Genomic DNA, 13,192 nt, shown 5'->3' on the forward strand with positions numbered 1-13,192 from the left:
TCAAGTATACCATTTGTCATTCGAAATCCCATGTGCGATGATGGGCGGTCATTATGCGATTTTGGCAATAGGGAGGGTCGCGCGGCATGCAGGCCTATCAGGAGAAAATCGAATACGAGAACCCCCTGCTCTCCATCAAGGTTTGGCAGGCGAAGCGTAACGTGGAAGGCACCTTCAACTGGCATCACCACCCGGAATGCGAACTGCTGCTCATCCAGAAGGGCTTGCTCGACGTGGACGTCGCGGGCGAGACGCACCGGATGGAAGAGGGAGACGTCGTCGTGCTGGGCAGCTCGCAGCTTCATCGCGACCGCAGTTACGGCGGTCCGCTCGAGTACCTCGTGCTGCAGCTCGATCTGCAGACTTTTTTCGATCAGAGCACGATTCCCTATCTGCAGTATTTTAACGAGACCAAAGTGCCGCTCAGCGCGATGAACTATATTTTCAGGGAAAACGCGGAAGCCCGCCGCCAGGTGGCCGAGTGCATTCGCGAGATCTACGAAGAAGCGCACCGCAAAGAAAGCGGATATGAGCTGGCCGTGAACCTGCTGATCAAGAAGATCTTGCTCCTGCTGATCCGCAACGACACGATGGGCTATCTCGCCAATCAGGACCGCGTCGAGCGCATCCGCCTGAAGCCGGTGCTCGACTACGTCGAGGAGGGCATCACGGGCCGCGTGACCGTCGAGGACGCCTGCCGCCTCGCCAACATGAGCTATTACTACTTCGTGAAGTTCTTCAAAAAGTCGATGGGGCTGTCCTTCACCGAATACGTCAACTTCCGCAAGATCAAGCGCGCCGAGCAGCTGCTCCTCACCCGCGATCTCAGCGTCAGCGAGGTCGGCGACCAGATCGGGATGCCGAACATGGCGCATTTCTACAAGATGTTCAAGCGCTTCAACCAATGCTCGCCCAAGGATTTTCAGCGCAAGATGCTGGCCTGGGGACGCAAGTGATATGCGAATGATGGGGCTCGACGGCGTATGCCGCGGGTCCTTTTTTTGGGCCTGGCGGGGGCCTTGGGCAATGCTGCGGGGGGGAGGCTCTGTATTCGCGATGGATACCGAAAGCCGTTGAGGGGGTTGGGATTCCTATGATTCGCGATGGGAACCGGAAGCGATTGCTGCAGCTAGGATTCCAATGATTTGCGATGGATACAGGAAGCCGTTGTTACGGCCGAGATTTCTGTATCGGCGAAGGAATCGGCAGTCGTCACTGCGGCTAGAAATCCTATGATTCAAGACGGATATCGAAGCCATTGCTGTGGTTAGGTGTCTTTTTCTCGCGGTTTCCGGTCATTCTCCCCCATTTTTTGTGCACCTCCCCTCTCCTCGCCCACATCAGGGAACTTTTCTACATTGAGGCATTGTTTTCTTTTGGGTATAGTAACATAGGTGCTTTTCGAGCATGCCGGTATCGGCCATCCGTCCGAAGCGTCGATCCGGCAGCAGCATCGGCATTCCATCATCCAGATTGCGAGAGAGGGCATTATGAACAACAAATTCGTTAGACGCATAATCGTCTCGCTCGTCTGCGCGATCCTGATCGCGGGCTGCTGGCTTGCGATCGCCGGACAGCCGGCATCGGCCGCCGGTCAAGGCGGAGGGAAGACGATCGTCATGGGGACCTCCCCGGACTATCCGCCTTACGAGAACGTCGATGCGGCCGGCGGCGGCGAGATCGTCGGGCTCGACATCGACATCGCGAAGCACATCGCGGACAAGCTCGGCTACAAGCTTCAGATCGCGGGCTCGGACTTCGACGGCCTCATCGCGGCGCTCCAATCGCGCCGCGTCGACTTCGTCATGTCGGCCATGTCCGCCACGGAAGAACGCAAGAAAAGCGTCGATTTCTCGGATACGTACTACAACGCGAGGAATACGATCGTCTCTCTGAAAAAGCATAGCTACGCAACGCTCGACGACTTGAAGGACAAGCGGATCGGCGTCCAGCTGGGATCGACCCAAGAATCCGTCGTGGCGGGCATGAAGGGCGCGCAGATCACGAAGCTGAGCAAGATTCCGGATCTGATGCAATCGCTGAAGGCGGACCGGATCGACGCCGCGATCGTCGAAGACGCCGTGGCTGCAGACTATGCCGGAACGAACGCCGACCTCCACTTCGAGATGATCCCGGCCGAAGATAGCGGCGAAGGCTACGCGATCGCATTTCCGAAGGGCTCGCCCTATACGGCCGAATTCAACGGCGTCCTCCAGGAGATGAAGGCGGACGGCGCGCTCCAGGCGATCATCGACAATTGGTTCGGCACCGAGAAGGAAGCGGAGCCGGCGGTCAAAAATCGCGGCCTCGACTTCAAGCGGCTCGAGCCTTACGTCGGCTACCTGGTGCGCGGCACATACGTGACGCTGCTGTTCACGTTGGTCTCTGCGCTGTTCGGTTTCATCTGGGGCGGCATCCTGTCGCTGTTCAAGATCTCGAACGTCGCGCCGCTGCGCTGGTTCTCGACGGTATACACTTCGATCTTCCGGGGAACGCCGCTGCTGCTCCAACTGCTGATCATCTATTACGCGGTCCCGCAGCTGTTCGGCTACACCATCCCGGCGCTGCTCGCGGCGGGTCTCGCCTTTGGCCTCAACTCGGCGGCCTATCTGTCCGAGACGATCCGCGGCGGCATTCTGGCCGTCGACAAGGGGCAGCGGGAAGCCGCGCTCTCGCTGGGCATCCCGTACCGCACGATGATGGTCAGCATCATCTTCCCGCAGGCGGTCAAGAATATCCTGCCCGCGCTCGTGAACGAATGCGTCGCGTTGCTGAAGGAATCATCGCTCGTCTCGGTCATCGCCGTCGCCGACCTGCTGTTCCGGGCTTCGGTCATCCGGTCGACTACGTTCCTCGCCTTCGAGCCGCTCCTGGCGGCCGGCGCGATCTATTACGTGCTCGTGCTGATCCTGACGTCGCTAGCGAGACTGCTCGAGAGGAGGATGCGCCGCAGTGATTAACGTCGAAGATTTAACGAAAACATACGGCAAGCTCGAGGTGCTCAAAGGCATCTCGACGACGGTGGAACAAGGAGAAGTGGTGGCGATCATCGGACCTTCGGGCTCCGGCAAGTCCACCTTCCTCCGCTGCCTGAATCTGCTCGAAATGCCTACCGGAGGACGCATCGCGATCGACGGCGTCGAGCTGACCGATCCGAAGACCGACATCACCCGCATTCGGCAGAACATCGGGATGGTGTTCCAGCACTTTCACCTCTTCCCGCACATGACGGTCATGGACAACCTCACGTTTGCGCCGATGCGCGTCAAGGGGCTGTCCAAGGAGGAGGCGCGCGCCAAAGGCTACATGCTGCTCGAGCGCGTAGGCTTGAAGGACAAGGCGGACGTCTTCCCGTCCAAGCTGTCCGGCGGTCAGAAGCAGCGCGTCGCGATCGCCCGCAGCCTCGCGATGGATCCGGAGATCATGCTGTTCGACGAGCCGACCTCCGCGCTCGACCCCGAGATGGTCAAGGAGGTGCTCGCGGTCATCCGCGACCTCGCCTCTACGGGCATGACGATGCTGATCGTCACCCACGAGATGAAGTTCGCCCGCGAGGCGGCGGACACGATCTACTTCCTCGACGGCGGCCGGCTGATCGAGAAGGCCGAGCCGGAGCGCTTCTTCTCGAAGCCGCAGTCCGAGCGCGCGGCGCGGTTCCTGGAGCAAGTGCTGTAGGGGACTTATTTACTGAAGAAACAGGAAGCAGAGCGAACGACCCGGTGCTTGGATGGCGCCGGGTCGTTTGTTGTTTATGGCCGGTTAAGGGGCAAGAAATAAGCCGTGCTTTGCGGCTTATTCGGCGCGCAAGGCGTTCTTTTCGAAAAATAAGCCGCGTTTTGCGGTTTATGAAAAACGTCATGTTTGTTTTTTCGGGGCTGCGCTCCCCCTTTCAGCATCCAGCCGCCACGTCGCCGCTACGTCGCCGCCTCAATCCCGCGTTACTCCTCGTCGTATGCCGCGATGAAGTCGCGCTTGTTCATCGGCGTCTTCTTCCCTGCGCCCCGGCCGCCGCGGGATGCGGCTTGCTTCAGCTGCCGCTTGCTCGCAGATTGCTCTTTGCGCGCGAGACGCGCAAGCTCACGCTCCGTCTTCCGGTAGTTCACGTACCGGGACGCGTCCAGCGTACCGTCGTTCAGAGCCGCGCGCACGGCGCAGCCATGCTCCGACTCGTGCCGGCAATCCGCGAAGCGGCACGACGCCGCGAGCGTCTCGATGTCCGCGAACGTCTCCTGCCAGCCGCCCTGCGAATCCCACAGCTGCAGCTCCCGCATCCCTGGCGTATCCAGCCAGATCGCGCCGCCCGGCAGCACGAACAGCTCGCGGTGCGTCGTCGTATGGCGGCCCCTGGCATCGTCTTCGCGGATCCCCTGCACTTCCTGCAGGTCATCGCCCGCCAGCCAGTTCAGCAGCGTCGACTTGCCCACCCCGGACGAACCCGTCGCCGCGACCGTCATACCCGTCTGCAGGTAGGGGGCCAGCGCATCCTTGCCTTGATCCGTCACCGCGCTAACCGCGATGACAGGCACGCCTGGCGCGGCTTGCTCCGCCTCGGCTACGTAGGCTTCCGGGTCCGCGCACAGATCGGCCTTCGTCAGCAGGACGACCGGGCGAATGCCTGCTTCCCGCGCGATGATGAGGTACCTTTCCAGACGCCGCACGTTCCAGTCCTCATTGAGCGAATTCACGATGAACACCGTGTCCAAGTTCGCCCCGATGATCTGTTCGTCGATCGTGTTGCCCGCCACCTTGCGACTCATCGCCGACATCCTCGGCAGCACCGCGTGAATCACCGCTCTCGGCTCCCCGTCCAGCAGCTCGGCCGCCACCCAGTCTCCGACAGCCGGGAAGGCGCCGCGCGATTCCGCTTCGAATTCGAACTTGCCCGTCACCTCGGCATAGCGTTCGCCGGTCTCCGCTACGATCTGATACAAATGGGAGAACTGCGCCGTTACCCGCGCCGGTACGAGCTTCCGGGCGCCCGGCTTCACGCTCGCGTCGAAACGCCCTTCCCAGGCTTCATTCCAGCCCCATGCCGTCAATCGTTCGTTCATTTCCTTTGGATTCATCCGATAACCCCTTGTGTTTATGATTTGGATACAACATTTGGAGACAACAAAAAAACCGCAGGTTACCCCGCGGCATAGGCACAAAAAAACCGCGGGTAACCGTAACGGTCTCCCACGGCGCGCAAGCCCGACCCCTTATCCGGAATCGTCTGCTATTAGCTGTCCGTCGAGACCGATGCATAAGCGACTGCCGTCCGAGTAGCGATCGTCGTGATGTTGCTCATATTACATCAGCCTCCTTGTCGATAGTGTGTTCATTATAGTCCCTCGTCCCTCGGCTGTCAACTTCTGGCTGCCGCTCTGGCTGCCTTTATAGGCGGCCGCCCTTCTTCCCTTTCATCCTCCTGAGCGAAAGAAGGAATTCTACGCTCCCTCTTTGACGCCCAACACGCGAAATAAGCGAAAGAGGGAGTGCTACGCTCCCTCTTTCGCTTTCTCTTACTCGCTAATCCGGCTCTGACTCCCGCCTCGTACCCTATATACCATGCGCGCCCCAACGGTTCAAGCATCCGCATCGTTGCCCCCGCCGCTCGAATAAAAAAGCCTAACCGGATCACCTGCCGGTCAGGCCCGCCTTGCGGCTGATCATGAGCTTGTAGCCGACGCCGCGGATCGATTCGATCTGCACCGTCTGCTGATTCAGCTCGAGCTTCTTGCGCAGCGAGCTGACGTGGACGTCCACCGTCCGCTGGCCGCCGATGTAGTCGAAGCCCCAGACGACGTTCATCAGGTCGTCCCGGGTGATGACGATGCCGGGACGCTCCGCCAAGTACAGCAGCACCTCGAATTCCTTCGGACGCAGCGTGATCCACTGGCCGTTCAGGAGCACTTCGTATTTGTCCGGGAAGATCTGCAGATCCCCGAGGGTGATGATCTTCTCGCTGCCGGATACCGCCGCTTCCTTCGTCTCCTCGTTGCGGGACCTGCGGAGGACGGCCGACGTGCGCGCGAGCAGCTCGGCGACGCCGAACGGTTTGGTAATGTAATCGTCCGCCCCGAGCTTCAGCCCTTGGACGACCTCTTCTTCGGCATTGCGCGCCGTCAGGATGATGACGGGCGTCTTGACCCCGTTCTGCCGCAGCTTCTGCAGCACCTCGAAGCCGTTCATGCCCGGCAGCATCAGATCCAGGAAAATAATGGCGTAATCTTCGTGAATCGCGTTATGCAGCCCTTCCGCGCCGTTGCCGACCACTTCCGTCTCGTAGCCCTCTTGCGAAAGATTGTACGTCACGAGTCGCGCGATCGTTGGTTCGTCTTCGATAATCAGCACCTTGTCCGACATGTGCTCCTCCAGTCCGGCAGGAAGTCCCGCCAGTATCGGGCTCTCCTGCCAATTTATCATGCCACTGTAAAACGCACGTCATCCGTATGTTAGCGCTGCGTTAAATGAACCCGGTCTTGATCAAGGCTGCAACAACGGCAGTTCAAGAATGAACCGCGTCCCCACGCCTACCGTGCTCTCTACCCGGATCGAGCCGTGATGCAGCTCGACGAGGTGCTTGACGATCGACAGCCCGAGTCCGGTGCCGCCCGAGCTGCGGGAACGCGCCTTGTCGACGCGGTAGAACCGCTCGAAGATCCGGGGGATGTCCTTCTTCGGAATGCCGATGCCGGTGTCCGACACCGAGATTCGCACCCGGTCTTCGCCGGCGTCCGAGTCGGCTCCGTCCACGTACTCCGCGACGATCTTCACCCGTCCGCCGTCCGGCGTGTAATTGATGCCGTTCTGGAGCAGGTTGAGCAGGATCTGGCCCAGGCGGTCCTCGTCGGCTTCGAGGAACAGCTCCTCCTCCACCTGAAGCTCCATCGCGATGTTCTTCCTGGCGGCTTCCGCCCGCATGAACTCCACCTGACGTTCCAGGAAGATCTTCAGATCGACCGGGGAAAACTGAAGCGGAGACCGCCTAGATTCGATCTTCGACAGCTCCAGGATATCCCCGATCAGCCGGTTGAGCCGCTCGCTCTCGTCGTGAATGATCGTCAGGAACGAATGCGCCGTCTCCGGATCGTTCACCGCCCCGGCGAGCAGCGTCTCCGCGAAGCCCTTGACGGCGGCGACCGGCGTCTTCAGCTCGTGCGAGACGTTGGCGACGAATTCGCTGCGCATTCGCTCGAGACGGCGGATAGCCGTAACGTCCTGCATGACGAGCAGGAGGCCCGGTTCCGGGTCTTCGCCCATCCGCATCGGCACCAGGTTCAGCTCCAAGAGCCGCTCTTCGGGGTAGTACACCGTCAGCTCCTCATGGAGCGGCTCATGATTGTCCAGCCCTTCGCGGATGATCTGCAGCAGCTCGTACTGCTGCTTGGCCTCCGTATAGCTGCGTCCGACGCGCTCCTTCGCCGTGCTGCCGAGGAGCAGCTCGGCGCTGCGGTTGTACAGCTGAATCTTGCCGTCCGGGCCGATCATGACGACCCCGCTGATCATGTTGTCGAGCACGGACTGCAGCTGCGATTCGTTCTGCCGGATCTCGTCCATGTGACCCTGCAGGCTGCCCGCCATCGCGTTCAGCGCGCGGGCCAGCTCGCTCACCTCGTCCCGTCCGGCGTCCGGGATACGGATCGCATAGTCCATGTCCGCCATTCGCTTCGCGGCGGCCGTCATCCGCTCGAGCGGACGCGTCACGCTCAGCGCCACGCGATAGCTGACCAGCGCGGCCAGGGCGAAGACCAGCGCGAGCCCGAAGACCAGCGCGATCCACATGTTGCCCAGGCTGCGTTCCACGTCCTTCAGACTCATCGCCAAGCGGATGATGCCGACCGGCTGTCCGGCGTCGTCCTTGACCGCCATGGCCACGTACAGCATATTCTGCCCCAACGTGTCGCTGTGACGGATGCTGCTGCCCTCTCCGGCAGCCAGCGCCTGCTTCACTTCCTTGCGGCCCAGATGGTTGTCCATCGTCTCGGGCGCGTGGTCCGAATCCCCGAGCACGACGCCGTCCGTCCGGATGTACGTCACCCGCATATCCGCGATGCTCTTGAAGCGTTCGGCCTGCTCCTGCAGGTACGTCCGCTGGGCGGCTTCCGGCTCGCCGTTCGGCCAAGGCGCGGCCGCGATCAGCACGCGCAGCTCCTTGACCATATGGTCGCGCAGCGCTTCTTGGTGGTTATCCTTATACGACTTGCCCGTGAAGATCCCCGCCGCCAGGACCGACAGTCCGATCAGCAGCATGAACAGGGCGGTCAGCTTAAACCGAAATTTTCTCATGGACGCACCTGCACCTGTCCGTCTCCGGCCGCGCGATTAGGCGAATACCGGGTCTTTGAATTGGGCGAGCTTGGCTTTGGAATCCTTATCTACGTCGGCATGCAGGCTGTTGCCGTGCGCATCCATCGTCACGATCGCCGCGAAGCCTTCGACTTGCAGATGCCACATCGCTTCCGGAATGCCGAATTCCATGAAGTCGACGCCGTTCACGTTCTTGATGCATTCGGCGTAGTATTGCGCAGCGCCGCCTACCGCGTTCAAATACACCGCGCCGTGCTCTTGGAGCGCAGCCAGCGTCTTCGGCCCCATCCCGCCCTTGCCGATGACGGCGCGGATGCCGAATTTCTTCATGATGTCGCCTTGGTACGGCTCCTCGCGGATGCTCGTCGTCGGACCCGCCGCCTTGACGTGCCAGCCCGCGTCGTCCTTCAGCATGACCGGACCGCAGTGATAGATGACGCCGCCGTCCAGGTCGATCGGCGCGTCGTGGTCCATCAAGTGCTTGTGGAGCGCGTCGCGTCCGGTATGCATCTCGCCGTTCAGGATGACGACGTCGCCGACCTTCAGCGAACGAACCTGCTCCTCCGTGAGCGGAGCCGTCAGCACGACTTCGCGGCGCTCGCCGCCCGCTGCCGCCGAAGCCGATTCGCCCGCGGCTTGCGCGTTCATCGGATGGTTCGTGCCGCTCTCGTAGATCCATTCCTTGATCTCGTGCGACGCGCCGTCCAGCAGCACGCCCTGGCGGCGGTAGGCCCAGCAGTTGTATGCGACGGAGACGAAGAAGCTCGCCGGCAGACGGTTCATGACGCCGACCTTGCAGCCGAGCAGCGTGACGTTGCCGCCGAAGCCCATCGTGCCGATGCCGAGCTGGTTGGCCTTCTCCAGCACGTATTCCTCCAGTTTGGCGAGGTCCGGAATCGGGTTCGTGTCCTCGACGTGGCGGAACAGCTGCTGCTTCGCGAGCTCATAGCCGGTCGTGCGGTCGCCCCCGATGCCGACGCCGATGAAGCCGGCGCTGCAGCCTTGTCCTTGCGCTTGATAGACGGCGTGCAGGATGCACTTGCGGATGCCGTCCAGGTCGCGTCCCGCCTTGCCGAGGCCTTCGAGCTCGCACGGCAGGCTGTATTGAATGTTCTTGTTCTCGCAGCCGCCGCCCTTCAGGATGAGGCGGGCGTCGATCTCGTCCTTCTCCCATTGCTCGAAGTGGATGACGGGCGTGCCTGGGCCGAGGTTGTCGCCCGTGTTCGCGCCGGTCAGCGAGTCGACGGAGTTCGTGCGCAGCTTGCCGTCCTTCGTGGCGCGGGCGACGGCATTCTGAATCTCCCGCTTCATGACGATCTGATTCGCGCCTACGGGCGTGTGCACGACGAACGTCGGCATGCCCGTATCCTGGCAGATCGGGGACACGTTGCACTCGGCCATCTCGATATTCTGCGCGATCGTAGACAAAGATAAACCGGCGCGGGTCGCGCTGTCCTCCGCCTCTCGGGCGGCGGCGATCGTGCGACGTACGTCGGCTGGAAGGTTGGTGGAGGTCTCGACGATCAGGCGGTACATGCTTTCTTCGAAAATAGACATATCGGGTAGGAGGCTCCTCTCTATTCGCAAGAAATCTATAAATATATAATAACATATAGAACAGGATCGAGAGAAAGGGAGTACGCAAGTCATGGCCCATCATTTCTTAGCTTATCTGTACCGCCTTCGCTATATCGAGCGTTGGAGCCTCATGCGCAATACGATGACGGAGAACGTCGCCGAGCACTCCTATCACACGGCTCTGCTGGCCCACTTGCTCGGCACGATCGCGCGGGACGTCTTCGGCCGGCCGGTCGACCCGGACAAGGCCGCCTCCTACGCGCTGTTCCACGATGCGACCGAGGTGTTCACCGGCGACATTCCGACGCCCGTGAAGCATCACAACCCCGCGATCCTCGCGAACTTCCGCGAGATCGAGAAGTTGGCCGCCGACCGGCTGCTCGCGACGGTGCCGCCGGAGCTCCAGAACGCCTACGGGCCGATGCTGACCCGTCAATCGGCGGACCCGGAGCTGGCGAGGTACGTCAAAGCCGCCGACGTGCTCGACGCCTACCTGAAGTGCGTTAGCGAGATGTCGGCGGGCAACCGCGAGTTCGCCACCGCGCGCCGGCAGTTCGAGGAGCGGCTGCGGGGGCTCGGCATGCCGGAGGTCGATTGGTTCCTGGAACGGCTCGCGCCCAGCTTCGAACGGACGATCGACGAGCTGACGGAGGAATAGGCGTCTGCGAAACGGCTCGCGTCCCGGCATCTCTCCAGCCGGGATACGGGCTGTTTGGCGTGCCCTTGAGAATCAAGCAATAACGGCTTCGCCGTCTTCCTGAGCGGCTGCACGTGTTTATCGGAGGTCGATCGGCAAGATAAGGGTGAAACTTATCCTTTCGGAATCAACAAAACCACGGGGCAGCAGCCAGCAGACTTATGAAGTTGTAAATGTACCGCTTTTTTCGCCGCTAACGTCGTCCAAACAACAATAAGTTGCAAAAGTACCACTTATTCGGCCACTTATCGCTTATTCGGTGATTTTGGCTCAAATAAGTTGTACGTTTACAAGCTTCTTCCTTCCTAACGCCAAAATGAACAAAATATGTTGTACTTTTACAAGCTTCTTCCTTCCTAACGCCAAAATGAACAAATTATGTTGTACTTTTACAAGTTGTTGCTTTCCCGACGTCGGAGATCATACGGACCTGATTTGGCGTGAAACTTGCGCATGCCGACTGACAGAAAAAACCTTGCCTTCGTGCGGGAAGCACGGTTAGCAAGGTTCAGACCCGTCTCTACGGACGGAGCCGCCTTTTAAGGGCGCGGTGGGAGCGAGGACTTATTTGAACCACGGATTCTTCATCAGCCAGATGATGACCAAGAAGATAATCAAGATAATGACGCTAAGCGTCTGCACGCGGGAGACGTTCCCCGAGGCGTCTTGCCCGCTGGCAGCGGCAACTGCGATTCGCTTCAGCGGACCTTGCACGATGCCGGACAGCGCGCCGATCGCGACGAACAAGACGATAATGACAATCATCCAAGATACTTTGTATTCGTTTTGCGAGATTAGATAGCCGCCGGTAAGCAGCTGCAGGATCAGCGCGTATTGCCCGATACGTCCCGCAGAGACCAGTCCGTTCGCTAGCCCTTCCTGGGCTGGCGTGGACAGCTGCTTGAAGCGCTTCGCCAGGAACGGCAGAATGGCGTAAATCCCCATGCCTACAGCCCCTACGACATGCAGGAACAACATGACGTTATACATGAATGAACCTCCCAGCCAAAATTTACATCAGATCATGACAAGTATACACAAAAAAAGTTCCGAACAAAACAGGACGGGCCATTCGTTCAACGAATCGGCACATCGTCCCGGTTCGCCGCTCGGCTGGGGCGGGTTCGGCGGGTTAGAACGCCCAGTTGCCCTTCACGAACACCGGCTCTTCCCGGCCGTCCTCCGTCAATCCGAAGATGTCCAGCTCGCCCGAACCGACCATGAAGTCCGTATGGACGATGCTCGTGTTCAATCCGCGCGCGGACAGCTCTTCCTGCGACAGATCGCCGCCGCCTTGCACGCAGGAGGCGTAGGCGCCGCCGATCGCCAGATGGCAGGACGCGTTCTCGTCGAAGATCGTCTTGTAGTAGAGCAGGTTCGAGTCCGAAATGGGCGAACGGTGCGGCACGAGGGCGACTTCCCCCAGATAGCGCGCGCCTTCGTCCATGTCGACGAGCGTGGTCAGCGTCTCTTCGTTCTGCGCGGCGGTCACCTTCGCGACCTGGCCCCCTTCGAAGGTGAAGGAGAAGCCGTCGATGATCTTGCCGGCATAGCTGAGCGGCTTCGTGCTGGATACCGTGCCGCTCACGCCGTCCCGGTGCGGCGCGGTGTAGACTTCCTCCGTCGGCAGGTTCGGGACGAACCAGACGCCCTGCGCGTTCTGCTTGCGTCCGCCGAGCCACACGTGATCCTTCGGCAGCGCGATCGTGAGATCGGTGCCGGGTCCGGCGTAGCGCAGCTGCCTGTACTGCTTCGCGTTCAAGGTGTCGGCCCGGCGCTTCAGATTCGCCAGATGTTCCTCCCAAGCGGCGATCGGGTCCTCCCGGTCCGCGCGCACCAGCTTGAAGATGGCGTCCCACAGCAGGCCGATCCGCGCCTCCGGCGGCGCATCGGGGAACACCTTGTCCGCCCAGCCCTGGGAAGGCGCCGTCGACAGGCTCCAGCTGAACTTGAACGCCCGGGACAGCTCCCGGTATTCCTTCAGCGCCTTGCTCGCCGTCTTCTGGTTGTTCGCGATGCGGCTGCCCGGCACCCCCTTCAGCAGGTCAGGGTCCTCGGACATGATCGTGATCGAGGCCGCGCCCGCGCGCGCCAGCTCCAGCTTCTCGCCAGCGGACCATGTCGGCTCCTCGAGGAACGCGTCCTCGTGCGCCATGTCGTACCGCAGCCGGGTGACCGTTTCGTCCGACCAGACGACCTTGACTTGATAAGCGCCGGCTTCGTACGCCTTGCGGACGACCGAGCGGACGAGCTCGGCCGCGTCCACGGCGGCGTTGACGACGACCGTCTGGCCCGGCTGCACGTTCGCCCCGATCTTGACGATCAGTTCCGCGTATCGCTCCAATTTGACTTTAAAATCGCTCATCGTCCAGCCTCCCCTTTGCTCGTTTGATGACTTCATTGACCCTCGGCCATTATGCGCGGTTGTCCGTTGATGCGATTACCCGTTTACGATTTGTCCGTTTGGACTGCCCGGTTGCGACTGTCCGTTTACGATTTGTCCGTTTACGATTTGTCCGTTTGGACTGCCCGGTTGCGACTGTCCGTTTGCGATTGCCCGGTTTGGACTGCCCGGTTGCGATTGTCCGTTTGCGATTGCCCACTTACGATTGCCCCGTTAGGCAT

At 60.8% G+C, this 13,192-nt stretch carries 10 protein-coding genes; 4 read left to right on the forward strand and 6 right to left on the reverse strand.

Annotated elements, in window-relative coordinates:
- Window positions 1–86 precede the first annotated feature (86 nt).
- The 3 genes from H7C19_RS10015 to H7C19_RS10025 all read left to right on the forward strand — a co-directional run bounded on the left by H7C19_RS10015 (window position 87) and on the right by H7C19_RS10025 (window position 3,675).
- Window positions 87–956 (forward strand): AraC family transcriptional regulator, encoded by an 870-nt coding sequence (locus H7C19_RS10015; protein WP_185142511.1) that lies wholly within the window; start codon window positions 87–89, stop codon window positions 954–956.
- A 534-nt stretch (window positions 957–1,490) separates the two neighbouring features.
- Window positions 1,491–2,960 carry an ABC transporter substrate-binding protein/permease gene (locus H7C19_RS10020; RefSeq protein ID WP_185142536.1) on the forward strand — a complete coding sequence of 490 codons (1,470 nt, stop codon included), beginning with the start codon at window positions 1,491–1,493 and terminating at the stop codon, window positions 2,958–2,960.
- Window positions 2,953–3,675, forward strand: a complete 723-nt coding sequence (locus H7C19_RS10025; protein ID WP_185142512.1) for an amino acid ABC transporter ATP-binding protein — start codon at window positions 2,953–2,955, stop codon at window positions 3,673–3,675. The genes H7C19_RS10020 and H7C19_RS10025 overlap by 8 nt, the downstream gene beginning before the upstream one ends.
- Window positions 3,676–3,938: 263 nt before the next feature.
- Here the strand turns inward: H7C19_RS10025 and rsgA are convergent, their stop codons facing one another.
- The 4 genes from rsgA to H7C19_RS10045 form a co-directional block, all read right to left on the reverse strand.
- On the reverse strand, window positions 3,939–5,066 hold the full coding sequence (gene rsgA, locus H7C19_RS10030) for a ribosome small subunit-dependent GTPase A (RefSeq protein ID WP_185142513.1): 1,128 nt from the start codon (window positions 5,064–5,066) through the stop codon (window positions 3,939–3,941).
- A gap of 553 nt (window positions 5,067–5,619) precedes the next feature.
- Window positions 5,620–6,348, reverse strand: coding sequence for a response regulator transcription factor (locus H7C19_RS10035; RefSeq protein ID WP_185142514.1), 729 nt, complete (start codon window positions 6,346–6,348; stop codon window positions 5,620–5,622).
- 120 nt (window positions 6,349–6,468) lie between these two features.
- Window positions 6,469–8,271 (reverse strand): two-component system histidine kinase PnpS, encoded by a 1,803-nt coding sequence (gene pnpS, locus H7C19_RS10040; protein ID WP_185142515.1) that lies wholly within the window; start codon window positions 8,269–8,271, stop codon window positions 6,469–6,471.
- 36 nt (window positions 8,272–8,307) lie between these two features.
- Window positions 8,308–9,849, reverse strand: coding sequence for a fumarate hydratase (locus tag H7C19_RS10045; RefSeq protein ID WP_185142516.1), 1,542 nt, complete (start codon window positions 9,847–9,849; stop codon window positions 8,308–8,310).
- Window positions 9,850–9,940: 91 nt separating this feature from the next.
- On the opposite strand from H7C19_RS10045, the gene yfbR reads away from it, so the two are divergent.
- Window positions 9,941–10,528, forward strand: a complete 588-nt coding sequence (gene yfbR, locus H7C19_RS10050) for a 5'-deoxynucleotidase (protein WP_185142517.1) — start codon at window positions 9,941–9,943, stop codon at window positions 10,526–10,528.
- Between the two features lie 603 nt (window positions 10,529–11,131).
- Here the strand turns inward: yfbR and H7C19_RS10055 are convergent.
- On the reverse strand, window positions 11,132–11,557 hold the full coding sequence (locus tag H7C19_RS10055) for a DUF2269 family protein (RefSeq protein WP_185142518.1): 426 nt from the start codon (window positions 11,555–11,557) through the stop codon (window positions 11,132–11,134).
- Between the two features lie 142 nt (window positions 11,558–11,699).
- Window positions 11,700–12,932: an aminopeptidase gene (locus H7C19_RS10060; RefSeq protein WP_185142519.1), complete on the reverse strand. Its 1,233-nt coding sequence runs from the start codon at window positions 12,930–12,932 to the stop codon at window positions 11,700–11,702.
- Between the last annotated feature and the right edge of the window lie 260 nt (window positions 12,933–13,192).

The organism is Cohnella nanjingensis, from assembly GCF_014212125.1.
GTDB lineage: Bacteria > Bacillota > Bacilli > Paenibacillales > Paenibacillaceae > Cohnella > Cohnella nanjingensis.